Source organism: Streptomyces sp. NBC_00299 (assembly GCF_036173045.1).
In the GTDB taxonomy this organism is placed as follows: domain Bacteria; phylum Actinomycetota; class Actinomycetes; order Streptomycetales; family Streptomycetaceae; genus Streptomyces; species Streptomyces machairae.
In genome coordinates this window covers 8,827,188-8,849,965 of record NZ_CP108039.1, presented here as the reverse complement: position 1 = coordinate 8,849,965, position 22,778 = coordinate 8,827,188, and the positions used below count along the sequence as shown (strand labels likewise).

The 22,778-nt window shown below is 70.3% G+C and carries 22 protein-coding genes; 6 read left to right on the top strand and 16 right to left on the bottom strand.

All coding sequences use genetic code 11. From position 1 onward, the window contains the following. Window positions 1-25: 25 nt before the first annotated feature. The 15 genes from OHT51_RS39315 to OHT51_RS39245 form a co-directional block, all read right to left on the bottom strand. A complete protein-coding gene (locus OHT51_RS39315; RefSeq protein ID WP_328883681.1) occupies window positions 26-1,378 on the bottom strand; it encodes a glycosyltransferase 87 family protein in 1,353 nt (450 codons plus the stop codon). After that, window positions 1,375-2,769 carry a polyprenol phosphomannose-dependent alpha 1,6 mannosyltransferase MptB gene (gene mptB, locus OHT51_RS39310; protein WP_328883680.1) on the bottom strand — a complete coding sequence of 465 codons (1,395 nt, stop codon included), beginning with the start codon at window positions 2,767-2,769 and terminating at the stop codon, window positions 1,375-1,377. The genes OHT51_RS39315 and mptB overlap by 4 nt, the downstream gene beginning before the upstream one ends. Before the next feature lie 146 nt (window positions 2,770-2,915). Then, on the bottom strand, window positions 2,916-3,857 hold the full coding sequence (locus OHT51_RS39305) for a glutaminase (RefSeq protein ID WP_328883679.1): 942 nt from the start codon (window positions 3,855-3,857) through the stop codon (window positions 2,916-2,918). A gap of 47 nt (window positions 3,858-3,904) precedes the next feature. Continuing rightward, window positions 3,905-5,314, bottom strand: coding sequence for an aspartate ammonia-lyase (gene aspA, locus OHT51_RS39300; RefSeq protein ID WP_328883678.1), 1,410 nt, complete (start codon window positions 5,312-5,314; stop codon window positions 3,905-3,907). Between the two features lie 145 nt (window positions 5,315-5,459). Continuing rightward, window positions 5,460-6,476: an asparaginase gene (locus tag OHT51_RS39295; RefSeq protein ID WP_328883677.1), complete on the bottom strand. Its 1,017-nt coding sequence runs from the start codon at window positions 6,474-6,476 to the stop codon at window positions 5,460-5,462. A gap of 49 nt (window positions 6,477-6,525) precedes the next feature. Beyond that, a complete protein-coding gene (locus OHT51_RS39290) occupies window positions 6,526-7,965 on the bottom strand; it encodes an amino acid permease (RefSeq protein WP_328883676.1) in 1,440 nt (479 codons plus the stop codon). Further along, window positions 7,962-8,639 carry a FadR/GntR family transcriptional regulator gene (locus tag OHT51_RS39285; protein WP_328884580.1) on the bottom strand — a complete coding sequence of 226 codons (678 nt, stop codon included), beginning with the start codon at window positions 8,637-8,639 and terminating at the stop codon, window positions 7,962-7,964. Before OHT51_RS39285 ends, OHT51_RS39290 begins: the two co-directional genes overlap by 4 nt. A gap of 185 nt (window positions 8,640-8,824) precedes the next feature. Further along, the gene (locus OHT51_RS39280; RefSeq protein WP_328883675.1) at window positions 8,825-9,664 is read right to left on the bottom strand and encodes an undecaprenyl-diphosphate phosphatase; all 840 of its coding nucleotides are present in this window, start codon (window positions 9,662-9,664) and stop codon (window positions 8,825-8,827) included. A 94-nt stretch (window positions 9,665-9,758) separates the two neighbouring features. After that, complete coding sequence (gene crcB, locus OHT51_RS39275) at window positions 9,759-10,133, bottom strand: fluoride efflux transporter CrcB (protein ID WP_328883674.1); 375 nt, start codon at window positions 10,131-10,133, stop codon at window positions 9,759-9,761. Then, window positions 10,130-10,477, bottom strand: a complete 348-nt coding sequence (locus tag OHT51_RS39270; protein ID WP_328883673.1) for a DUF190 domain-containing protein — start codon at window positions 10,475-10,477, stop codon at window positions 10,130-10,132. The genes crcB (OHT51_RS39275) and OHT51_RS39270 overlap by 4 nt, the downstream gene beginning before the upstream one ends. Beyond that, window positions 10,474-10,932, bottom strand: a complete 459-nt coding sequence (crcB, locus tag OHT51_RS39265) for a fluoride efflux transporter CrcB (protein ID WP_328883672.1) — start codon at window positions 10,930-10,932, stop codon at window positions 10,474-10,476. Before crcB (OHT51_RS39265) ends, OHT51_RS39270 begins: the two co-directional genes overlap by 4 nt. Window positions 10,933-11,095: 163 nt before the next feature. Further along, window positions 11,096-12,070, bottom strand: a complete 975-nt coding sequence (locus OHT51_RS39260; protein WP_328883671.1) for an SMP-30/gluconolactonase/LRE family protein — start codon at window positions 12,068-12,070, stop codon at window positions 11,096-11,098. Between the two features lie 72 nt (window positions 12,071-12,142). After that, window positions 12,143-12,430: an ArsR family transcriptional regulator gene (locus tag OHT51_RS39255; RefSeq protein WP_328883670.1), complete on the bottom strand. Its 288-nt coding sequence runs from the start codon at window positions 12,428-12,430 to the stop codon at window positions 12,143-12,145. Between the two features lie 200 nt (window positions 12,431-12,630). Further along, on the bottom strand, window positions 12,631-14,199 hold the full coding sequence (locus OHT51_RS39250; protein ID WP_328883669.1) for a glycoside hydrolase family 53 protein: 1,569 nt from the start codon (window positions 14,197-14,199) through the stop codon (window positions 12,631-12,633). Between the two features lie 120 nt (window positions 14,200-14,319). After that, window positions 14,320-16,341, bottom strand: a complete 2,022-nt coding sequence (locus OHT51_RS39245; RefSeq protein WP_328883668.1) for a beta-galactosidase — start codon at window positions 16,339-16,341, stop codon at window positions 14,320-14,322. Window positions 16,342-16,525: 184 nt separating this feature from the next. Between OHT51_RS39245 and OHT51_RS39240 the strand changes: the two genes are divergently transcribed. The 6 genes from OHT51_RS39240 to OHT51_RS39215 all read left to right on the top strand — a co-directional run bounded on the left by OHT51_RS39240 (window position 16,526) and on the right by OHT51_RS39215 (window position 21,766). Continuing rightward, window positions 16,526-17,854, top strand: a complete 1,329-nt coding sequence (locus OHT51_RS39240; protein ID WP_328883667.1) for an extracellular solute-binding protein — start codon at window positions 16,526-16,528, stop codon at window positions 17,852-17,854. Beyond that, entirely contained in the window at window positions 17,851-18,825 is a 975-nt protein-coding gene (locus tag OHT51_RS39235; protein ID WP_328883666.1) for a carbohydrate ABC transporter permease, read from the top strand. Before OHT51_RS39240 ends, OHT51_RS39235 begins: the two co-directional genes overlap by 4 nt. Then, on the top strand, window positions 18,822-19,730 hold the full coding sequence (locus OHT51_RS39230; RefSeq protein WP_328883665.1) for a carbohydrate ABC transporter permease: 909 nt from the start codon (window positions 18,822-18,824) through the stop codon (window positions 19,728-19,730). The genes OHT51_RS39235 and OHT51_RS39230 overlap by 4 nt, the downstream gene beginning before the upstream one ends. After that, entirely contained in the window at window positions 19,727-20,758 is a 1,032-nt protein-coding gene (locus OHT51_RS39225) for a LacI family DNA-binding transcriptional regulator (protein ID WP_328883664.1), read from the top strand. Before OHT51_RS39230 ends, OHT51_RS39225 begins: the two co-directional genes overlap by 4 nt. A gap of 177 nt (window positions 20,759-20,935) precedes the next feature. Beyond that, window positions 20,936-21,286 (top strand): VOC family protein, encoded by a 351-nt coding sequence (locus tag OHT51_RS39220; protein ID WP_328883663.1) that lies wholly within the window; start codon window positions 20,936-20,938, stop codon window positions 21,284-21,286. A 90-nt stretch (window positions 21,287-21,376) separates the two neighbouring features. After that, window positions 21,377-21,766, top strand: a complete 390-nt coding sequence (locus tag OHT51_RS39215; RefSeq protein WP_328883662.1) for a MarR family winged helix-turn-helix transcriptional regulator — start codon at window positions 21,377-21,379, stop codon at window positions 21,764-21,766. Window positions 21,767-21,816: 50 nt separating this feature from the next. On the opposite strand, the gene pqqB is transcribed toward OHT51_RS39215, so the two are convergent. Then, window positions 21,817-22,668 carry a pyrroloquinoline quinone biosynthesis protein PqqB gene (pqqB, locus tag OHT51_RS39210; RefSeq protein ID WP_328883661.1) on the bottom strand — a complete coding sequence of 284 codons (852 nt, stop codon included), beginning with the start codon at window positions 22,666-22,668 and terminating at the stop codon, window positions 21,817-21,819. Window positions 22,669-22,778 lie beyond the last annotated feature (110 nt).

Here is a 22,778-nt window from a genome sequence, read left to right as displayed (position 1 = left end):
ATCCCCGGGCGGGCGGGTTCGCCGTCTACGAGGAGGCCGGCGAACTGCTCGACTGGGGGTTCGGAGCGGCGGGACGGGTCGAACCGGTGGGCTCGCTGGACGGGTTGCGGGTCAAGCCGAGGCCGGGGCCCGCGACGGTGCCCGTGGTCGCCGCGGTGCAGCCGGAGGGCGAGCCGGGCTGGGCCGAGGCCTTCGCGATCGCGGGCGCGGCAGGGGTGGGCGCCGGTGCCGTGTCGCTGGTGACCCGGGGCAGGGTCGAGCGGTCGACGCCGAGTTGACCGACGGGCAGCCACAGCAGCAGGCCGAGCGTGATCCAGGCGTAGGTGTTGCTGCCGAGGAAGCCGTCGACGCCGGACGCGTCGTCGAACCACAGCCACACCACGCTGGTGCACAGCACGGCGTACAGGGCGCCCGCGATCCGCAGGTGCCCGGCGCGGACGAGGACGGCGAAGGACGGCAGCAGCCACACCAGATGGTGGACCCAGGTGATCGGGCTGACCAGACAGGCGGTCAGCCCGGTCAGGGCGAACGCCGCCGTCCAGTTCCCCGCCACGACCGCGCGGCGGGTGCGCGCCGCCCAGACGCCCAGGACCACCAGCACCACGACCGCCCAGACCTCGCGGCCCGACACGTCCAGCCGGGCCAGGATGCCCTGCAGCGACTGGTTGGAGACGTAGTCGAGACGGCCCACCCGGGTGGTGTCCCACATCGCGTGCGTCCAGTAGAAGCGGGAGGCGTCGGGGGCCACCCAGGCCGCCAGCGCGGTGGCCGCCGCGGCGACGGCCGTGGCAACCGCCGCGGCTCGCCAGCGCCGGGCCACCAGCAGCAGGCCGATGAACGCGGCCGGCGTCAGCTTGATCGCGGCCGCGAGCCCGATGCCCACGCCCGCCCAGCGCTCCCGGCCCGTCGCGAGCAGCCGGCAGTCGAGGAGGACCAGGGCCAGCAGCAGGATGTTCACCTGGCCGAAGCTGAAGGTGTCCCTCAGCGGTTCGAACAGGGCCAGCCCGCAGGCGACGAGGGCACAGCCGTACCAGCCGTAGCGCCGCCAGGACCGTCCTGCCAGCACCCGCAGCGAGAAGGCCAGCGCCGCCAGGTTGAGCAGCAGCGCCACCGCGATCGCGACGTGCAGACCGACCAGCGCCATGGGCAGCATGACGACGGCGGCGAACGGCGGGTAGGTGAAGCCGTACGTCGTGCCGGGCACCCGGTAGTCGTAGAGACGGCCGCCGTGGTGGATCCAGCTGTCGACGGTGCCGTAGTAGACGCGCAGGTCGAACCAGTCGCGCAGCAGCGGCACGGTGGCGGTGAAGACGGTCACGGCGGCGGCGAGCACGAGGACCAGCACGAGCCGGCCGCGGTCGGTACGCGGAAGTCTCATGCGGTGCGCTCCAGAGCCGGGGCCTGCGCAGCGAGATGCGCCTGCCACAGAACGACGACGGCGAGCACGCCACCGGAGACCGCCAGCACCAGCTGGCCGACGTCAGCGGCGCCGCCGCTGGGCAGGACGGCGAGCGCGAGCACTCCCGTCAGGGCCGCCACCCGGTGCCGTACCGGGGTGCTGGGCGCGGCGGCGGCGATGAGGAACAGGCCCCACAGGGCGTACCAGGGGCGGATCGCCGGTCCGAAGGCGGCCACGGCCGCCAGGCTCAGACCGAGCGCGTACACGGGGCGCGGTCGCCAGCGCCACCATATGAGGAGCACGAGAACCCCGGTGAGGACCAGGCCGAAGGTGTGCCACACCGGCACGGCCAGCGGCGCCAGATCACTGCCGGCCTGCTCCAGCATGGAGGCGGTGGCACGGCCGAGCAGGCTGGTGAGCGCCCAGTTCTGCGAGGAGACCGGGGTGTCCAGGGCGCCTATCCAGCCGTAGCCCGTGCCCGCCAAAGCTGTCGCGGCGACGGTGGTGGCAGCGGACGCGGCCGCCGTGGTGAGCACGGCCTTCACCGGGTGGTGCCCGGCCCGCATCTGGAGAAGTACGACCGCGGCGAGGCCCAGCGCCGCGGGCGCCTTGACGAGGGCGGCGAGCGTGACGAGTACGGCGCCCAGGACCGGCCACCGGCCGAGCGCGGCGACCAGGCCGGCACCGAGCAGGCCGAGCATGATGGCGTCGTTGTGGGCGCCCGCCACCAGGTGCAGCAGCACCAGCGGGTTGAGGGCTCCCAGCCACAGCGCGGCGGACGGGTCGGCTCCGCTGTGCCGGGCCAGGCGCGGCAGCGCGGCCGCCATCAGCGCCACTCCCAGGAGGGCTATCAGGCGCATGCCGAGGAGCCCGGCGGGGAGCTCACCGCGGGTCACGGCGGACAGGGCGGAGGCGACGCCGAGGAACACCGGGCCGTACGGGGCTCCCGTGTGCCGCCACAGCGGGGCGACCTCGTCCGCGAGCGGGCCGCCGAGGTGGGAGGGGCCGTACGAGTACACGTCGATGTGCGCGTCGACCATGGCCCCTTGGGCAAGGTAGCTGTACACGTCCCGGCTGAACAGCGGCGGTGCGATCAGCAGCGGGGTGGCCCACACCGCCAGCACCAGCAGCAGGGCGCGTGGCGTCGGCGGATCGGCGCTGCGCACGAGGCGCCCGAGCATCAGCCACGCCGCTATCAGCAGGACGACGCCGAAGTACACGCCGACCAGGCCCAGCGCCGCGTGCGCCGAGCTCGGGGCCAGGATTTCCCGGACCGGCAGCGCACCGGCCGACTCACCGCCCAGGGCGAGGAAGGCGGTGCCGGCCAGACCGAGGATCTGGCAGCGGCGGAGATCGATGGGGAAAGCCATGGCCAACACTCGGTCAGGGTGTCAACGCCGGGTGGCTTCGAGTTGACGCCGGTCCCTCCGGAGGGCAGCCGGAGTGTGGCCGGACGGTGATCCGGTGCGAAGAGGTTGCAGGCTGCTAGGCGTCTGCCGGACATTGAGTGGTTCCGTCAGAACACCGAGAGGCCCGTCAGTGTCGTGAATCTGTCCAGGGCCGCCACTCCTGCGACCGAGTTGCCTCGCTCATCCAGGCCGGGGCTCCACACGCACAACGTGCACCGGCCCGGCACCACCGCGATGATGCCGCCACCCACGCCGCTCTTCCCCGGAAGGCCCACCCGATACGCGAATTCGCCCGCCGCGTCGTACGTTCCGCAGGTCAGCATGACCGCGTTGACCTGTTTGGCCTGGCTGAGGGTGAGCAGGCGGGTGCCGTCGGCGCGGACGCCGTGGCGGGCCAGGAAGGTGGTGGCCAGGGCGAGGTCGGCGCAGGACGCCGTGACGGAGCACTGGCGGAAGTACTGGTCGAGCAGGACCGGCACGGGGTTGTCGATGTTGCCGTACGACGCCATGAAGTGGCCGAGCGCGGCGTTGCGGTCCCCGTGCATGGACTCGGAGGCAGCGACGTCCTTGTCGAAGTCCAGGGTGGCGTTGCCGCTCTCGGCACGCAGGAACGCCAGGAGTTCGCCCGCCGCGTCTCCGGTACGGGTCTGGAGTCGGTCGGTGACGACGAGGGCACCGGCGTTGATGAACGGGTTGCGTGGGATGCCGTTCTCGTACTCCAGCTGGATCAGGGAGTTGAAGGCGTTGCCGGAGGGCTCGCGGCCCACGTACTCCCAGAGTTCGTCGCCCTCGCGGGCCAGGTCCAGCGCGAGGGTGAAGACCTTGGTGATGGACTGCGTGGAGAACGGCTCGCGCCAGTCCCCCACCCCGTACACCGTGCCGTCGAGTTCCGCGACGGCCATGCCGAAGCTGCGCGGGTCGCGGGCCGCGAGCGCCGGGATGTAGTCGGCGGGCCGGCCGCGGCCGGGGGTCCGCTCGATCTCCTCCGCGATGCGCTCCAGGATCGGCTGGAAGGTCAGTGACGACGTCGACGCTGCCATGATCACCATTGTGCCTCCCTGCCGGTCCCGGTGCGCTTCAGCGGATCAGGGCCGGTTCAGGCCGGCGCCTGGCCGCTGCCCGCGAGGATCTCCGGGCGCAGCAGGCCGGCGAGGGTCTCGGCGGGCAACAGGCCCTTCTCCAGGACGAGTTCGGCGACGCCGCGGCCGGTGACGAGGGCCTCCTTGGCGATGTCGGTGGCCGCCGTGTAGCCGATGTGCGGGTTCAGGGCGGTGACCAGGCCGATGGAGTTCTCCACGGTCCGGCGCAGCGCCTCGGTGTTGGCGGTGATGCCGTCCACGCAGCGCTCGGCGAGCGTCAGGCAGGCGGCCCGCAGGTGGGTGATCGACTCCGACAGGGAGTGCAGGATGATCGGCTCGAACGCGTTGAGCTGAAGCTGTCCGGCCTCGGCGGCCATGGTGATGGCGACGTCGTTGCCGATCACCTCGAAGGCGACCTGGTTGACGACCTCCGGGATCACCGGGTTCACCTTGCCGGGCATGATCGACGAACCGGCCTGCACCGGAGGCAGGTTGATCTCGCCGAGGCCCGCGCGCGGCCCCGAGGACAGCAGCCGCAGGTCGTTGCAGCTCTTGCTGAGCTTGACGGCGATGCGCTTGAGCACGCCGGACATCTGGACGAACGCACCGCAGTCCTGGGTCGCCTCGACCAGGTTGGCGGCCGTGACCAGCTGGAGCCCGGTGATCTCGGCGAGGTGACGGCGGGCCGACTCGGCATACCCGGCGGGGGCGTTCAGCCCCGTACCGATGGCCGTCGCGCCCAGGTTGATCTCGTGGATCAACTCGACCGCCTCGGCGAGACGGGACCGGTCCTCGTCGATCATGACGGCATAGGCGGAGAACTCCTGCCCGAGCGTCATCGGCACCGCGTCCTGCAACTGCGTGCGGCCCATCTTGAGCACGTCGCGGAACTCGACGGCCTTACGGGCGAACGCGTCCTGAAGGACAGCCATCGCCTTGAGCAGCCCGCGCACCGCGAACACCGTCGCGATCTTGACGGCGGTCGGGTAGACGTCGTTGGTCGACTGGCCGAGGTTGACGTCCTCGTTGGGGTGCAGGTGCTGGTACTGCCCCTTCTCGAACCCCAGCAGCTCCAACGCCCGGTTGGCCACCACCTCGTTGGCGTTCATGTTGGTCGACGTGCCGGCACCGCCCTGGATGACGTCCACGACGAACTGGTCGTGCAGCTTGCCGGACCGGATCTCCCGGCAGGCGGTGACGATGGCGGCGGCCTTCTTCGCCTCCAGCAGCCCGAGCTCCTCGTTGGCGAGAGCAGCGGCCTCCTTGACGGCGGCCAGGGCGTCGATCAGGTGCGGGTAGGCGGAGATCGGCGTCCCGGTGATGGGGAAGTTCTCGGTGGCGCGCAGGGTGTGAACACCCCAGTAGGCGTCGGCGGGGATGTCACGGTCGCCGAGCAGATCGTGCTCGACGCGGGTGGCGGTGGTCATGAGGGGACGGGTCCTCTTTCTGAGGGGCGTGAGGGTGAGCGCCCCTTTCAGGGGCGCGGGGCGTTGTCGATTTGCGGCTACCGCCGCGTGGGCGCGACGAGCCGCATACGGCCCGCAGTCGCCGAACCAGATGTCCGGCACATCCTTAGGCGCAGGCCGAAACAGCAACCGGCTCCAACGAACGAACGGGCCGCACACACCCGACCGCCTGACCGCCCCCAAGCAGCGCTGCTCCTTGGAATTCGGCGAGCACCTCCGGATCAATCCCGGCCCACGCAAGAGCCGCGGCAGCAACCGGCACCCGAGCCCGATTCGCCCCGTCGGCAATCTTCACGGCGACGGCACGCCCGTCCGGCAGCGCAGCGACCTGCACCCCTTCGAACCCGTCCTTGGCGAGCAGCCCCGGAACGGCCCGCATCAGCGCGGCCACATCCCTCCCCGACCCGGACGCCATCTCCGCGTGCTCCCGCATCGCGTCGGCGACCCGGGCCTCGGGCGTGCCCGGCGCCGCGGTGGTGATCCGGGCGGCGGCACGGGCGAGGCCATGCAGCGAGACGGAGAACAGCGGCGCCCCGCACCCGTCGACCGTCACCCGCGCGATCCGCTGCCCTGTGAGGTCCTCGACGATCTCGGCGATCGCCTGCTGCAGCGGGTGCCCGGGGTCGAGGTAGTCGTCCAGGGACCAGCCGTTGAGCGCGCAGGTGTACAGCATCGCCGCGTGCTTGCCGGAGCAGTTCTGGGCGAGCCGGGAGGGCAGGCGGCCCTCCCGCACCCAGGCGTCCCGGACGACCGGGTCGAACGGCATGTCCGGGACGTTGCGCAGGTGGTCCTCGGTGAGCGCGGCGAGTTCGAGGATGCGCCGGGTTCCGGCGAGGTGGCGTTCCTCGCCGGAGTGGCTCGCCGCGGTGAGCGAGAGGAGCTCGCCGTCGAGCGGCAGCCCCGCCCGGGCCATGGCCACGGCCTGGACGGGCTTGAGTGCGGAGCGCGGGTAGAAGGCGGCCTCGATGTCACCGAGCTGGAAGTCCACCTTGCCGTCGGCGCCGAGGACGACGACGGAGCCGTAGTGGGTGCCTTCGATCATTCCGCCGCGTATGAGGTGGGCGACGGGCGCGTGGAGGGGTTCGCGGACAAGGGGTGCGTCCGCCATGGAACTGCTGTACATCACTGCCTGGTTTCGTGGGTCGATGAGGGTTCGTCGACCGACACGGGTCTCACGCGTCGGTCCTGGTGGCGGTGCGGGCGACCCGGCCGCGGATGGCGTACCAGCCCGCGACCAGCGCCCCGACGATCAGCGGCAGGCACAGCACGGTGGTGCGGCCGGCGCCTCCGTCGGCGTACATGAGGACCAGGACGGAGGCGAGGAACACCAGCGTCACGAGTTCGGTCCAGGGGGAGCCCGGCAGTCGGTAGCCGGGCCGGTCGAGTTCGCCCTTCTGGGTCTTCTGCCAGAAGAGCAGGTGGCAGATCATGATCATGCCCCAGGTGGCGAGGATGCCGATCGCGGCGAAGTTCAGCACGATCTCGAACGCATCGGCCGGGACGACGAAGTTGAGTCCGACGCCGAGGACACAGATACCGCTGGTCAGCAGGATGCCGCCGTACGGGACCTGGCTGCGGCTCATCACCGAGGTGAACTTCGGGGCGGAGCCGGACATCGCCATGGAGCGCAGGATGCGGCCGGTGGAGTACAGACCGGAGTTGAGCGAGGACATGGCCGCGGTCATCACGACCAGGTTCATCACGCCGCCGGCCGCCGGGATGCCGATGTTGGACAGCACGGTGACGAAGGGACTCTCACCGGCCTTGTACGACGACCAGGGCAGCAGCATCGAGAGCAGGAGGACCGAGCCGACGTAGAAGAGGCCCACGCGCCACATGATCGAGTTGATCGCCTTCGGCATGATCTTCTCGGGGTTCTCGGTCTCACCGGCGGCGACGCCGACCAGCTCGACGGAGGCGTAGGCGAAGACGACGCCCTGGACGATCAGCAGCATGGGCAGCAGGCCGTTGGGGAAGAGGCCGCCGTTGTCGGTGATCAGGGACGGGCCGGGGGTATGGCCGTCCACCGGCTGCTGGGTGACCAGCAGGAAGATGCCGATGCACATGAAGACGACGAGCGCGCCGACCTTGATGATCGCGAACCAGAACTCAAGCTCGCCGAAGATCTTCACGGAGATCAGGTTGACGGTGAGGACGACCGCGAGGGCTATCAGCGCGATCACCCACTGCGGGATGTCGGAGAACATGCCCCAGTAGTGCGTGTACGTCGCCACCGCGGTGATGTCGGCGATGCCGGTGGTCGCCCAGTTCAGGAAGTACATCCAGCCCGCGGTGTACGCGCCCTTCTCTCCCATGAACTCCCGGGCGTACGACACGAAGGCGCCGGAGGACGGCCGGTACAGGACGAGTTCGCCGAGGGCGCGCACGACGAGGAAGGCGAAGACGCCGCAGACCGCATAGGCGATGAACAGGGACGGTCCGGCGTCGGCGAGCCGGCCGCCCGCGCCGAGGAACAGGCCGGTGCCGATGGCTCCGCCGATGGCAATCATGTTGACGTGCCGCGACTTCAGCGACTTGCTGTAGCCGGCGTCTCCGGCGTCGACATGGATGGAACGTTTCTGCACGCCCTCGTGCAGGGACTGCTCACTCACGCCTCGGGTCCGCCTTCCGTGGTGCTGTCCGTGCGCGCGGGGCGCACGATGTCGGTGAGGGTCGTCTCGACGCGATCCAGGTGGTGGGCCATGGCATCGGTGGCGTCGAGTTCGGAACCGTCGATCAGCGCCTCGACGATCGCCCGGTGCTCGCGGTTGGACTGCTCGCGCCGACCGCCCAGCTCGTTGAGGAAGGCCGACTGACGCGCCAGTGCGTCGCGGATCTCCTCGATGACCCGGCGGAAGACCGGGTTCTGGGCGGCCTCGGCCACGGCCAGGTGGAAGAGGGTGTCCATCGCGACCCACGCGGTGGTGTCCGTCTCCCGCTCCATGCGGTCGAGCAGGTGCGCCAGGTGGTCGAGGTTCTCCGGGGTGCGGCGCAGTGCCGCGTACCCGGCGACCGGGATCTCGACGTGCCGGCGCACCTCCAGCAGGTCGCTGGCCGCGTAGTCGCCGAAGGTCGGGTCCTCGACCGCGCTGGCGACGACGAAGGTGCCCTTGCCGGTCTTGGAGACGGTCAGGCCCATGGTCTGCAGGGCCCTGAGGGCCTCGCGCAGCACGGGCCGGCTGACCTCCAGGGTGCGGCAGAGCTCCGCCTCGGACGGGAGCTTGTCGCCGATGGCGTACTCGCCCCGCTCGATGGCACTGCGCAGGTGCGCCAGGACGGCTTCCATGGCGCTGACCCGACGCGGCGGCTGTCCGGCTGTCCGGCTGTCTGACAGGTTCACGGGAGTGATACTCCGGGTGAGGTGAGGGTGGTGTCAAGGGGAGGCGGTGGGTGAGGTTCACCCGGTGTGAACCCGCAAAGCCGACCGCGCACCGCCCGGCCGACCGGCCTGCCGACTGGCGGGCACCTGAGTCAGCTGTTGATCACACCTGCGCCCAGCAGCCCGAAGAGCAGCAGCCCGACCACGACCCGGTAGATCACGAAGGCGTTGAAGGAGTGCTTGGCGACGAACTTCAGCAGCCAGGCGATGGAGGCGTAGGCGACGACGAAGGACACGACGGTGCCGACGGCCAGGGGCAGCACGGCGGTGCCCGTCGTGCCGAGGGCGTCCTTCAGCTCGTAGATGCCGGCTCCGGTGAGGGCCGGGATGCCGAGGAAGAAGGACAGTCGGGTGGCGGCGACCCGGTCCAGGTCGAGCATCAGCGCCGTGGACATCGTGGCGCCGGAGCGCGAGAAGCCCGGGAAGAGCAGGGCGAGGATCTGGGAGCTGCCGACGAGCATCGCGTCCTTGAACGAGGTGTCGTCCTCCCCTCGCTTGTGCCGGCCCATCCGGTCCGCGGCCCACATCACGCCGCTGCCGACGATCAGCGAACCGGCGACCACCCACAGCGAGGAGAGCGGCCCCTTGATGAGCGGCTTGGCGGCCAGGCCCACGACGATGATCGGGATCGTCGCGCAGATCACCCACCAGGCGAACTGGTAGTCGTGGTGGTACCGCTCCTCCTTGTCCCGCAGCCCGCGCAGCCATGCGGAGACGATCCGCACGATGTCCTTGAAGAAGTACACGAGCACGGCGGCGATCGCGCCGACCTGGATGACGGCCGAGAACCCGATGACCGCGTCGTCGTCGACGGGGATGCCCATGAGCCCCTCGGCGATCTTCAGATGCCCGGTCGAGGACACGGGCAGGAACTCGGTCACCCCCTCGATGGCTCCGAGGACGACGGCCTGACCGACACTGATGGCGCTCATGGGATCCAGTTCCGGGTCGACGGGACAGCAGTGGCGCGCACTGTCCTACCAGGTACGGGTGTGGTTCCCGCGCCAACAGCGGCGGTGTCGCGGCCTACGACCACACCGACTGGGCGATCGCCACGCCCGCGAACGCGGCACCGAGGCCCGCGATCACACTCCCCACGACATTGACGACGGCGTACAGCCCGGCCCCCGTCTCCGTCAGCCGCAGGGTCTCGTACGAGAAGGTCGAGTACGTGGTCAGGGCCCCGCACAGCCCGGTGCCGAGCAGCAGCTGGAGGTGGGAACTCGCGGCGCCCTCGGCCGCGGCGCCGGTGAGCAGTCCGAGGATCAGGCAGCCGCTGACGTTGACGACGAAGGTGCCCCAGGGGAACACCGAGTCGTGCCGGGACTGCACCGCCCGGTCGGTGAGGTAGCGCAGCGGCGCGCCCACGACGGCACCGGCGATCACCAGGAGCCAGTTCACGGCGACTTCTTACCTTCCGTGTACCGGATGACCTCGCAGTCGTCGAGGGTGACGAGCCCTTCGGTGACAAGTTCGTCGAGCTGCGGCAGGAAGGCGCGTACGCGCTGTTCGGTGTCGACGATCACGATCGCGACCGGCAGGTCCTCGCTCAGGGACAGCAGCCGTGCGGTGTGGATCAGTGAGGAGGCGCCGAAGCCCTCGATGCCGCGGAAGACGCTGGCGCCCGCGAGGCCGGCCGCGTGGGCGCGGTGCACGATCTCCGAGTACAGGGGCTTGTGGTGCCAGGTGTCGTGCTCGCCGACGAAGACGGTGAGGCGCAGGGCGCCGGCGGTCGGCCTGGTCATGGCTGCCTCCGTTTCAGGACGCGGCGAGTCGCCGCCGTCGCGAGCCAGACCGCCGTGAGTGCCGCGATCAGGGTGGCGGCGAGGTAGGCCAGTCCGGTGCCAGGGTGGCCGCTGTCGACGAGGTGCTGGATGTCGACGGCGTAGGTGGAGAAGGTGGTGAAGCCGCCGAGCACTCCGGTGCCGACGAAGGGGCGGACGAGGCGGTGGGCGGGCCGGACCTCGGTGATGATCACCATGAGCACGCCGATCATGGCGCAGCCGACGACGTTGATCCAGAACGTCGCCCAGGGGAAGCCCCCGGGCTGGGCGGGCCACCACAGGGAGGCCGCGTACCGGGCCGTGGCGCCGACGGCTCCGCCGAGTGCCACCACGGCGACGATCGGTGCCTGCGTCCGCCAAGTCCGCCATGCGGGCTGCCGCGGGGCGCTGACGCTCTCGGTGTGCGGGGCTGTCATGGTCGTACGTCTCCTACTCGCCGGGGCCCGGGCAGACGGGCGCGGTCGCAAGTAGGGACCGTTGGCGGCAGGTGCGCCGCGGTTCGCGTACGGCGGGCCCCACCGCCGCGCCGCGAGGGTGATCGCGGCCGTGGCACAGCCTAACCCCGGGCGCGAAGGCGGGTCACTTCGGCTGGGGCGGCTCGCAGAGCGCCACGCCCCGCTCCCACAGGCTCCCGAGTACCAGGTGACCGCCGGTCTCGCAGACGCTGGTGACCATGCGGAAGCCTGAGTGGCGGCGGCCCAGGTGGTGGACGACCCGACCGGTGTCGTCGACGGCGAGCACGCCGATCGTGCCCGTGGGACGGAACGGGGCGCGAACGGCGACGCGCGCGGCGGTGCGGCGTACGGCAGGGGCGGCGCGGTGGAGGAGGTCCAGCGGGGGCACGCGTGGGCCGGCCAGCGCCACCCAGATCGGGCCGTCGGGCGTGCCGCGCCACAGGTTGTCCGGCATGCCCGGCAGGTTCTCGGCGAAGGGCTCGCTGTGTCCGGCGCGGGGCCCGGTGAGCCAGTAGCGGGTGAGACGGCACGCGGTCGTCTCGGCGAGGACCAGGAAGGAACCGTCGGCGCTCGGGGCGAGACCGTTGGCGAACTGGAGCCCGTCCAGGAGGACTTCGGGGGTGTCGCTGCCGGGGGCGAGACGCAGGAGGCGGCCCGTGGCGGTGTGTTCGACGACGTCGCCGATCCAGTGTTCCAGGGGGTGCCGGCGGCTGCTGACGGTGAAGTAGATGCTGCCCTCGGGCAGGGCGACGACATTGCTGCAGAACCGCAGCCGCTCCCCCGCCGCCGAGTCGGCGAGGACGCGTACGGCGCCGTCGGTGAGGTCGACGCGGAGCAGTCCGCGTTCGGCGTCGCACACCAACAGGGCGTCGTCCGGGAGGAGTTCGAGGCCCAGCGGCCGTCCGCCGGTCTCGGCGAGCACCTCGACGCGGACCCCGGCACGGCTTTCGGAGGAGTCCGCCAAGCCGTCGAGGCGCAGGATACGACCGTCCTCGACACCGGTCAGCACACGGCCGCGGGCGTCGGCGACCACGTCCTCCGGGCCCCGGCCGCCGATCGCGACGTAGCGGTGCGGGACGAGCGCCCCCGGGCGTTGCATGTGTGTGTTCCCTTCGCCGCCGTGCTGCGCCATGGCCCCTCGGCTCCCCGCTCCCTGTCCTCGGGTCTGCGCCTACCAGCCCTTCTCAAACATGCGCGCGACCTCGGCGATCCGCATGTCGTCGCGACGGTAGTACACACGCCGCCGGATCCGATTGGTGCGCAGCATGCCGAGGCCCGCGAGCACGCCGAGGTGGGTCTCGGCGACCTTGCGCGGCACACCGAGCTTCGCGGCCACGGCGTCCGCGGTGACGCCGTCCTCGACGGGATCGCCATGCCGCCGCTTCGGGAAGTGCGCGACCGGATCCTTCAGCCACTCCAGGATGTCCAGGCGCGTTGCGCTGACGGGAGTCCTCAGCATCTCGTCCCCCCTCCGTCGGACCGCGTCGTAACGCGTATTCCCACTGTCCCGCAGTCGAAGCCGTGGTGTCCGGGACTCGCGGACCGTTGTCCGGTACCGAACGGCCGTACGACATAGGGCTGTTCGACCCCGAAGGGGTGAGGCCCGGCCGCGTGGGTGCGGCCGGGCCCCTCTGTCACGAATTCAACGGACTCAAGGTGTCATCGATGGCTGAACCACGCCATCGATGACAGGGCCGTGTCGTCGTAGCCGAACAGGGCCTGGTTCTCCCAGCCGTTGCCGGAGGAGGCGTCGGTCGGGTCCCAGCCGTTGCCGGTGACGGCGGTCCAGGTCGCCTCCCAGTAGAAGACTCCGAGGCCGCGGCCGTTCGGGACGGCCTCCACGATGCTCGTCACGTCGTTCATCCAGCGGCGCTGCCCTGCCGTGTTCGCCGGGTAGCCGGAGACGAGTTCGCCGGTGGTGTTGATGATCTCCTCGTGCGAGTCCTCGCTGTCCAGCCGGAACGGGTAGGCCGTCTCGGCGACGAAGACCGGCTTGCCGTAGCGGGCGGCCGCGTCGTCCAGGGTCGTCTGGAAGTCGTAGAGCGAGCCGTGCCAGTAGCCGTAGTAGGACAGGCCGATCGCGTCGAACTTCACGCCGTTCGCGACGGCGCTGTCGAACCACCAGCGGGTGCCGGACAGGTCTCCGCCCTTGGCGAGGTGCAGGGCGACGGTGGTGGCCGAGTTGACCGCCTTGACCGCGTCGTAGCCGGAGTTGAGCAGACCGGCGAGCTGCCACGAGTTGTCCGTGGACCCCTCGGACCACAGCATGCCGCCGTTGATCTCGTTGCCCACCTGGACCATGTCGGCGGTGGTGCCCTGGGCCTTCAACGCGTTCAACACGTCGTAGGTGTGGTTGTACACGTCGGTCTTGAGCTGACTGTACGAGTGACCCGCCCAGGCGGCCGGCTTGCTCTGGGCGCCCGGGTCGGCCCAGGTGTCCGAGTAGTGGAAGTCGACCAGCAGCTTCATGCCGGCCGCCTTGACGCGCTGGGCCATGGCCAGCAGGCGCGTCCTGTTGTTGTAGCCGTCGGCCGGGTCGGCCCAGACCTTCAGGCGCGCGTAGTTCATGCCGGCGTTCTTCAGGAGGGTGAGCGCGTCGCCGGTCGTGCCGGAGCCGGTCCTGTAGACGCCGCCCTTGGCCTCGCTCTTGGCGAGGGAGGAGATGTCGGCGCCGTGGATCGACGTGCCGCCTGTGCCGGACGCGAAGGTCAGGTCGTCGACATTGATCCAGTTACCCGCGTTCGCGTCACTGTTGATGCTGATGGTGCACTGGTTGGTGGTCACGTTGACCGGCACGACAATACGGATCCAACCGCTCGCCGAGACCGGAAGGTCGGTGCGCTGCTCGGCGCCGCCGCAGTTCTTCAGCGCTATGTACGCCGAGTTCTGGCCACCACCGGAGCGGACCCAGGCGGTGAGCCGGTAACTCCCGTTGGTCAGCCCGGCCAGGTACTGGTACGTCTCCACCTTGTAGGCGGAGGACGCCCAGTGGGTCATCCGGTAACTCCCGGCGTGGCCACCGGCCTCGGTGAAGGAGGCCGCGCTCTGGCCGGCCGCCGAGTACGTGGACCAGCCGGCCGGGGTCGCGGTGCCGGTGCCGTCGGACTCGAAGCCTGAGTTGGTGAGCGTGCTCGCCGCCGAGGCGGTCTGCGCGGGCAGGGCGGTGAGGGCGAGTCCGGCGGCGAGCGGCAGCAGCAGGGCTCGGAAGGTGCGTCTGGGATGGAACATCGTCGTCCGTCGTCCCTTCGACATATGGGGATGGGGATCCCTCACCGCCGCGATGGGGAACCGCGGTGAGGAGCCCCTCCGCCCGCGGCTCGTGGCACGCGCGGGCGGAGGGGAGTCGGCTCAGCCGTCGAGTCGTACGACCCGTACGGCACCCGCGGGGACCTCGAGGCGGCCCGCGGCCCGTTCGCCGGTCAGCAGCTCGGCGCCGGGCGCCTCCAGCGGCACCTTGGTGTCCGACGCGGTGTGGTTGATCGCGAACAGGTAGCTGCCCGACTCGCCGTCACGGCGCACGATCTCGACATCGCGGGGCAGGTCGACACGCGGGGCGACCTGCGCGTCCTCGGTCGCCCAGCCCAGCAGCGCGTCGAGGCCCTCGGCGCCCAGGCGCGTGGAGACGTACCAGGCGGTGCCCTCGCCGAGGCGGTGCCGGGTGACGGCGGGGTGGCCGGCGGTCAAGCCGTCGGCGTAAGTCCAGACGGTCTCGGCGCCGCGCGGGACGACGAACTCGCTCCACACGTCGCCGCTGAGCTCGGAGCCGTCGAGGCCGGTGATGCGCACCAACTGGTCCTGGAGCAGCGGCGAGAACTCCTCGACGGTCAGCCCGAGGACGTCCCGCAGCGGCCCGGGGTAGGCGCCCTCGTGCACGGCGTCGTGCTCGTCGACGATGCCGGAGAAGTACGACACGACGAGCGTGCCGCCGTTCTCGACGTACTCCGTGAGGTTGTGCCCGGCCGCCTCGGTCATCAGGTACGAGGCAGGTACGACGACAAGGGGATACCTCGACAAGTCGGCTTCGGGGTGGGCGAAGTCGACGGTGAGGTGGCGGTCGTAGAGCGCCTCGTAGAAGGCGTCGGCGCGCTCGCGGGGGTCGTGCTCCTCGCTGGGGCGACAGTCAAGGCTCTGCGCCCACCAGGAGTGCCAGTCCCACAGCATCGCCACGTCGGCCTGCGTGCGGGTGCCGCGCACGGCGCCCAACGAGTCGAGAGCGGCGCCGAGTTCGACGACCTCACGCCACACGCGTGTGCCGGTGCCGCCGTGCGGGACCATCGCCGAGTGGAACTTCTCGGAGCCGCGCCGCGACTGCCGCCACTGGAAGAACATGGCGCCCTCGGAGCCGCGCGCCACGTGGGCGAGTGAGTTGCGGGCCATCTGGCCGGGGGCCTTGGCGGGGTTGCGGGGCTGCCAGTTGACGCCCGAGGTGGAGTGCTCCAGCAGGATCCAGGGGGCTCCCCCGGCGACCGAGCGGGTGAGGTCGGCGGCCATGGCGAGGTTGACGTGGGTGCGGCGGCCGTCGGTGATCAGGTAGTGGTCGTTGGTGACGATGTCGACCTCGCGGCCCCAGGCCCAGTAGTCGACGGAGTCGCACTGGCTGAGGGCGGTCATGAAGTTGGTCGTGACCGGGACGCCGGGTGAGAGGCGGTGCAGGATGTCCCGCTCCATACGGAAGTTCTCGCGCATGGTGGTGTCGGCGAACCGCTTGTAGTCCAGCGCCTGGGCCGGGTTGACGGCCGTCGGCGTCAGGCGCGGCGGGTTGATCTCCTCCAACTCGGAGTACCGCTGCCCCCAGAAGGCCGTGCCCCAGGCCTCGTTGACGGACTCGACCGTGCCGTACGTCGACTCCAGCCAGCGCCGGAAGTGTGCCGCGCAGGAGTCGCAGTAGCAGGCCGACACGGGGGCGCCGTACTCGTTGTGCACGTGCCACATCGCGAGCGCCGGGTGGTCGCCGTAGCGTTCGGCGAGCTTGGTGGTGATGCTCGCGGCGGCCGCGCGGTAGTCGGCGTTGCTGTGACAGATGGCGGCGCGGGAGCCGAACTCGTACCGCACGCCCGCCGCCGTGACGGGCAGGGCCTCGGGGTGGGCGCGGTAGAACCACACCGGCGGGCAGACAGTGGGGGTGCCCAGGTCGACGCGGATGCCGTTCTCGTGGAGCAGGTCGAACAGGCGGTCCAGCCAGCCGAAGTCGTATGAGCCCGGTGACGGTTCCAGCAGGGCCCAGGAGAAGATCCCGACGCTCACCATGGTGACGCCGGCCTCCCGCATCAGCCGGACGTCGTCCTGCCAGACGCCTTCCGGCCACTGCTCGGGGTTGTAGTCCCCACCGAAGGCGAGCCTCGTGAGGCCCCTGGGGGTGGTCTCCGGCATGGAATGTCTCCCGATTGCTCGATCAGTTGGGAACGTGCACACACATCATCAGCGGCGCGAGCCCAACATAACCGCACAGCATCAACCATTGACAAGTGTCCGGGATGTTTCTCTACTGTGAACGCTCACAGAAGCATGGCAGGTCTTCGCGGCAGGCGGAGACCCCAGGTCAGGGGAGAGATCCATGCCCATCACGAAGCGTCGGCGACTCTTCGCCAGAAGCGCAGCCACGTCCGTCGCCCTCGCGCTCGGCGCCACCGCCCTCGCCGCTTGCGGCTCCGAAGACGCCAGTGACGACCCGTCGGGGCCGGTCTCGCTGACGTACTGGACCTGGACGCCCGGGATGGACAAGGTCGTCGACCTGTGGAACCAGGGTCAGGGCAAGAAGGACCGGATCACGGTCACGGTGAAGAAGCAGGCGTCCGGCGACACGCTGGTCACCAAGATCCTCACCGCCCACAAGGCGGGCAAGGCGCCCGACCTGGTCCAGGCCGAGTACCAGGCACTGCCGACGCTGGTCAGCAATGACGCGGTCGCCGACATAGCGGGCGAGGTCGGCGACGCGAAGGGCAAGTTCGCCGACGGTGTCTGGCAGCAGACGACGCTGGGCACGGACGCGGTCTACGCGGTCCCGCAGGACATCGGGCCGATGATGTTCTACTACCGCGAGGACCTCTTCAAGCAGTACGACCTGAAGGTGCCGGCCACCTGGGACGAGTTCGCCGAGACCGCCCGCACGCTGAAGAAGAAGGCCCCGGACAAGGATCTGACCACCTTCTCGGCCAATGACTCCGGCCTCTTCGCGGGCCTGGCCCAGCAGGCCGGCGCCGAGTGGTGGACGACCTCCGGCGACAAGTGGCAGGTCGGCATCAATGACGCGGCCTCCCAGAAGGTCGCCGCGTTCTGGGGCGACCTCGTCAAGGAGGGCGCCGTCGACAACCAGCCGATGTACACGCCGGCCTGGAACAAGGCGCTCAACACCGGCAAGCAGATCGCCTGGGTCAGCGCCGTGTGGGCCCCGGGCACCCTGACCACGGCGGCGCCCGACACCAAGGGCAAGTGGGCCATGGCCCCGCTCCCCCAGTGGTCCGACTCGGACAACGTCACCGGCAGCTGGGGCGGTTCCTCCACCGCCGTCACCACCGACTCCAAGCAGAAGGCGGCCGCAGCGAAGTTCGCCGCCTGGCTGAACACCGACGGCGATGCCCTCAACGCGCTCGCCAAGGAGAGCGGCATCTACCCGGCCTCGACCTCCGCCCAGCTCAGCGGCGCGTTCACCACGCCGCCGGACTACTTCTCCAACCAGCCCGACTTCTACACGAAGGCCTCCGAGATCGCCGAGACCACGGCTCCTTCGGCCTGGGGCCCCAACGTGAACGTCGCCTACACGACCTTCAAGGACGCCTTCGGCTCCGCCGCCAAGAACAAGTCGGACTTCGGCGCCGCCCTGAAGGCCATGCAGGACGACACGGTCGCCGACCTGAAGAAGCAGGGCTTCGAGGTCTCCGAGTGACCAGCACAAGCCGGAGGGCGTACGGGGTGAAGGGGGCCCCATACGCCCACCCGTCTCCCACCACCACCCTCAAACGAGCGCGAAGCGCCCCCTACTTTTTCCTCCTCCCCGCAAGCGTCCTCTTCCTGCTCTTCTTCGCCCTGCCCATCGGCTACGCGATCTGGCTCAGCTTCCGCAAGGTGCAGGTCTCCGGACTCGGGCTCGGTTCCGGCGCCCGCACGGAGGTCTGGGCCGGCCTGGAGAACTACACCGACGCCGTCACCGACAGCGAGTTGCTGGACGGCGCGCTGCGCGTGCTCGGTTACGGCTGCATCGTGGTGCCGGTGATGCTGGGGCTCGCCCTGCTGTTCGCGCTGATGCTGGACTCCGAGAAGGTGCGGCTCGCGCCGTTCACCCGGCTCGCGATCTTCCTGCCGTACGCCATCCCGGGCGTGGTGGCCGCGCTGCTGTGGGGCTTTCTGTACCTGCCGGACGTCAGCCCGTTCTACTTCGTGCTCGACAGGCTGGGCCTGCCGCAGCCGGACCTGCTGGACGGCGGTCCGCTCTATCTCGCCCTGTCGAACATCGCGGTCTGGGGCGGCACCGGCTTCAACATGATCGTCATCTACACCTCGCTGCAGGCCATCCCGGCCGAGGTGTACGAGGCGGCCAAGCTGGACGGTGCCACGCCGCTGCAGATCGCACTGCGGATCAAGATCCCGATGGTGGCGCCCTCGCTGGTGCTGACCTTCTTCTTCTCGATCATCGCCACGCTCCAGGTGTTCAACGAGCCGACCACCCTCAAGCCGCTCACCAACTCCGTGTCGACGACGTGGAGTCCGCTGATGAAGGTGTACCAGGACGCCTTCGGCAAGGGCGACATCTACGCGGCTGCCGCCCAGGCCACGATCATCGCCCTGGCCACGCTGCTGCTGTCCTTCGGCTTCCTGCGAGCCGCGAACCGTCGTAACAAGCAGGAGGCGGCACGATGAGTTCTCTTGCTGTGAGCAAGACCGGGCCGGCCACCGACACGGCCCCCGGCACCACGCAGAGCCGCCCGCCACTGCGCCGCCGGCTCGCGCTCGTCCCGACCGTCACGCTGCTGCTCGGCGCGGTGTACTGCCTGCTGCCGGTCGCCTGGGTGGTGATCGCGGCGACGAAGTCCGGCAGCGAGCTGTTCTCCACCTTCACCTTCCTGCCGGGCACGGGCTTCGCCGACAACTTCGCGGACCTGAGCGCCTACCGCGACGGCGTCTACTGGGAGTGGATGGGCAACTCCGCCCTGTACGCCGGTCTCGGCGCCCTGCTGTCGACGGCCGTCTCGGCGTTCAGCGGCTACGCGCTCGCCATCTACCGCTTCCCGGGCCGCGAGACGATCTTCAGCGTGCTGCTGGCGGGCGTGCTGATGCCGCCGGTCATCCTCGCCATCCCGCAGTACCTGCTGCTCGCGAAGGCCGATCTCACGGACTCGTACCTGTCGGTGCTGCTGCCGCAGATCCTCTCGCCGTACGGCGTCTACCTCTCGCGGATCTACGCGGCCGCCGCGGTCCCCTCCGACGTGGTCGAGGCCGGGCGGATGGACGGGGGGAGCGAGTGGCGGATCTTCACACGGGTCGCGCTGCCGATGATGGTGCCCGGCATGGTGACGGTGTTCCTGTTCCAGTTCGTGGCGATCTGGAACAACTTCCTGCTGCCGTACATCATGCTCAGCGACGACGAGAAGTTCCCGATCACCCTCGGTCTGTACACGCTCCTCGAACAGGGCGCCAACACCCCGGCCCTGTACACATTGGTGATCACCGGCGCGTTCCTCGCGGTGTTCCCGCTGGTCGCGCTCTTCCTGGTCATCCAGCGGTTCTGGAGCCTGGATCTGCTCTCCGGGGCCGTAAAGTCATGACCATGAGCAACACGGGGGGCCGACGCAAGCCGCCGACGATCCACGACGTGGCGCGCGAGGCCGGGGTCTCACGGGGCACGGTCTCGCGCGTGCTCAACGGCGGGCACTACGTCAGCCCGGCCGCGCAGGAGGCGGTCAACGCGGCGATCCGCAAGACGGGTTACGTCGTCAACCGGCATGCCCGCTCACTGATCACGGGGCGTTCGGACTCGATCGGCTTCCTGCTGACCGAGCCGCAGGAGAGGTTCTTCGAGGACCCCAACTTCAATGTCCTGCTGAGCGGTTGCACGCAGGCGCTGGCCGCGCACGACATCCCCCTGCTGCTGATGCTGGCGGGCACGAAGGACGAACGGCGACGCATCACGCGGTACATCACGGCCGGGCACGTGGACGGGGTGCTGCTGGTGTCCAGCCACTCCGGAGACCGGGTCGCCGAGGAACTGCGCGAGGCCGGTGTGCCGCTCGTCCAGTGCGGCAAGCCCATGGGGCCCGGCTCCAAGGTGAGTTACGTGGCGGCGGACGACCGGGACGGTGCCCGTGACATGGTGCGCCACCTGCTGTCCGTGGGCCGCCGCCGGATCGGGGTGGTGAGCGGTCCGCTGGACACGCCGGGCGGTGTCGACCGACTCGCCGGCTACAAGGAGGTGCTCACGGAGGCGGGCGTCGAGATCGAGGATCGGCTGATCGTCTCCGGCGACTACAGCCGTGCGAGTGGCGAGGCGGGCACCGAGCGGCTGCTGGCACAGGCCCCCGACATGGACGCCCTGTTCGTGGCGTCCGACCTGATGGCCCAGGGCGCCCTGGCCGCGCTCCACCGGGCCGGCCGCCGGGTGCCCGAGGACGTGGCCGTCGGCGGCTTCGACGACTCCGCCGCGGCGACGGAGGCCACCCCGGCCCTCACGACGATCCACCAGCCCTACGACCGCATCAGCGCCGAGATGGTGCGGCTGCTGCTCGCGCAGATCAGCGGCGAGGACCCGGCTGCGGTGATCCTGCCGACGGTGCTGGTGAAACGGGAGTCGACGTAGTCGCGTGAGCGGGTCGCGGGGGCGCGCCGCACGGTGACGCGGCGGCCGTGCAGCGCGCCTTCCGTCTGCGACCGGTCAGTGACCGGTCAGGAATGAAGAAGCGGCCCCGGGCTCCCCCGCCCTAGCGTGAAACCACCGACGAAAACCGTCGAGCACACTTCACGTCAGGAGACCGTCATGACCGCCGGAGTCAACACGATCATCTACCCCGTCAAGGACCTGGACCGGGCGAAGGCCCTGTTCAAGGCCCTGCTGGGCACGGACCCGTATGCGGACGAGCCGTACTACGTCAGCTTCAAGGACGCCGGGCAGGACGTCGGCCTCGACCCCAACGGACACGCGAAGGGCATGACCGGTCCGGTCCCCTACTGGCACGTCGACGACATCAGGACGACCCTCGCCGCCCTGCTGGAGGCGGGTGCCGAGGCGCTGCAGGACGTCCACGACGTCGGTGGCGGCCGGCTGATCGCCTCCGTGAAGGACGCGGATGGCAACCTCGTCGGGCTGCTTCAGGACGCGACCAGCTGAGACCCGTCCCCGAAGCTTGCCCACGATTCCGTTGCGCGTGCAGTAGTTGCATAGGCAACAAATGGCCGGATCGGTGCTACGGTGCCAGGTATGGCAGTGAAGACGGCCGACGCCGGGCTCGAGGAACGCTGGCGGGACATCCTCTCCGTGCACGCGCGCACGATGTGCGAGATCGACCGCGTGCTGCACCCGCACGGCCTGGGCGCGAGCGACTTCGAGGTACTCGACATCCTCGCGACGGCGGCCCCCAAGGAGGGCGAGCAGTGCCGGGTGCAGAACCTGGTCGGACGGGTCCATCTCAGCCAGAGCGCCCTGTCCCGGCTGATAGGGCGGCTGGAGAAGGACGGCCTGGTGGAGCGATCCGTCTGCACGGAGGACCGGCGCGGCGTGTACGTCACGCTCACCCGCAAGGGGCGTGATCTGCACGCCGAGGTGCTGCCGCTGCAGCGGGACGCGCTGGCGCGGATGCTGAGCGACTGAGGCCGGAGTCGGACTACGGCGTCGGGCATCGGGCATCGGGCATCGGGTCGTTAGATCACGAACTCGGCCCCGTCCGGAAGCACTTCCACGCCCGCCTCGGTCACCTGCGCACGAGCCGCAGAGGCGGGGTCGAGCAGGGGGTTCGTGTCGGTCAGGTGGGTGTAGATCCGGCGGGCGTGCGGGTGCCGGGTCAGGGCGGCGAGGCTGCCGGCCGGTCCCGAGACGGACAGTCGGCGCTTGGCCTGCGGCGTCTCGTCCGCCGCGAAGTGCGTGCCGTCCATGACGACGCAGTCGGCCGTCTCGATCAGGTCGTCCAGCATCGGGCTCCAGGTGTGCACGCGGGGCGCGTACACGAGTACGCAGCCGGTCGCCAGGTCCTCGATGCGGTACGCCGTCACCCAGCGTTCGTCGGACGCGCGGGTCGGTACGTACGCCGGAGGCGCCCCGGCGACGGGGTGTGCCGTGACGACCAGACCGCCGGCCAGCACGAACCCGCCCTCAGTCAGACTGTCCGCCCACTCCCACGGGTCGTGCCGGTCGAGGGCCGCCCGCGCCGGGGCCAGGGCGGCGAGGACCGGTGGGGCGGCGTATGTCTTGAGTCCGGGCACGTCACGCAGCACGGCCAGGCCCGCCACGTGATTGGCCTCGGCGTCGGTCAGCAGCACTCCCCGTACGGGAGTGTGCCGAGGGCTGGGCCACAGGGCGGAGGCCGCGGTGAGCTGGGTGCGGATGTCGGGCGAGGTGTTCAGGAGCCACCAGTCGCGGGAGTTGCCGGTGACGGCCGCGCATTCCGGGCCGCGGGCGGGCAGCTTGCCGTCCCGGGCGGCGGCGCATCGCGCGCAGGCACAGTTCCAGCGTGGGAATCCGCCTCCGGCGGCGGTACCGAGCAGGACGAACCTCAAGACGACCCCCCACCCTTTGCGCGTCGGCCCTCCCGGTGGGATCTTCCCTCTCCGTACGGCGGAAGCACCCTGAGGCGGGGAGCAGTTCCGGCCGACCTTCACCGGCCGAC

What these genes read in the sequence shown, in the direction of transcription:
- OHT51_RS39315 (WP_328883681.1), bottom strand. Translation starts at nt 1,378, where the DNA reads ATGAGACTTCCGCGTACCGACCGCGGCCGGCTCGTGCTGGTCCTCGTG.
- mptB (WP_328883680.1), bottom strand. Translation starts at nt 2,769, where the DNA reads ATGGCTTTCCCCATCGATCTCCGCCGCTGCCAGATCCTCGGTCTGGCC.
- OHT51_RS39305 (WP_328883679.1), bottom strand. Translation starts at nt 3,857, where the DNA reads ATGGTGATCATGGCAGCGTCGACGTCGTCACTGACCTTCCAGCCGATC.
- aspA (WP_328883678.1), bottom strand. Translation starts at nt 5,314, where the DNA reads ATGACCACCGCCACCCGCGTCGAGCACGATCTGCTCGGCGACCGTGAC.
- OHT51_RS39295 (WP_328883677.1), bottom strand. Translation starts at nt 6,476, where the DNA reads ATGTACAGCAGTTCCATGGCGGACGCACCCCTTGTCCGCGAACCCCTC.
- OHT51_RS39285 (WP_328884580.1), bottom strand. Translation starts at nt 8,639, where the DNA reads ATGGAAGCCGTCCTGGCGCACCTGCGCAGTGCCATCGAGCGGGGCGAG.
- OHT51_RS39280 (WP_328883675.1), bottom strand. Translation starts at nt 9,664, where the DNA reads ATGAGCGCCATCAGTGTCGGTCAGGCCGTCGTCCTCGGAGCCATCGAG.
- OHT51_RS39270 (WP_328883673.1), bottom strand. Translation starts at nt 10,477, where the DNA reads ATGACCAGGCCGACCGCCGGCGCCCTGCGCCTCACCGTCTTCGTCGGC.
- crcB (WP_328883672.1), bottom strand. Translation starts at nt 10,932, where the DNA reads ATGACAGCCCCGCACACCGAGAGCGTCAGCGCCCCGCGGCAGCCCGCA.
- OHT51_RS39260 (WP_328883671.1), bottom strand. Translation starts at nt 12,070, where the DNA reads ATGCAACGCCCGGGGGCGCTCGTCCCGCACCGCTACGTCGCGATCGGC.
- OHT51_RS39255 (WP_328883670.1), bottom strand. Translation starts at nt 12,430, where the DNA reads ATGCTGAGGACTCCCGTCAGCGCAACGCGCCTGGACATCCTGGAGTGG.
- OHT51_RS39250 (WP_328883669.1), bottom strand. Translation starts at nt 14,199, where the DNA reads ATGTTCCATCCCAGACGCACCTTCCGAGCCCTGCTGCTGCCGCTCGCC.
- OHT51_RS39245 (WP_328883668.1), bottom strand. Translation starts at nt 16,341, where the DNA reads ATGCCGGAGACCACCCCCAGGGGCCTCACGAGGCTCGCCTTCGGTGGG.
- OHT51_RS39240 (WP_328883667.1), top strand. Translation starts at nt 16,526, where the DNA reads ATGCCCATCACGAAGCGTCGGCGACTCTTCGCCAGAAGCGCAGCCACG.
- OHT51_RS39230 (WP_328883665.1), top strand. Translation starts at nt 18,822, where the DNA reads ATGAGTTCTCTTGCTGTGAGCAAGACCGGGCCGGCCACCGACACGGCC.
- OHT51_RS39225 (WP_328883664.1), top strand. Translation starts at nt 19,727, where the DNA reads ATGACCATGAGCAACACGGGGGGCCGACGCAAGCCGCCGACGATCCAC.
- OHT51_RS39220 (WP_328883663.1), top strand. Translation starts at nt 20,936, where the DNA reads ATGACCGCCGGAGTCAACACGATCATCTACCCCGTCAAGGACCTGGAC.
- OHT51_RS39215 (WP_328883662.1), top strand. Translation starts at nt 21,377, where the DNA reads ATGGCAGTGAAGACGGCCGACGCCGGGCTCGAGGAACGCTGGCGGGAC.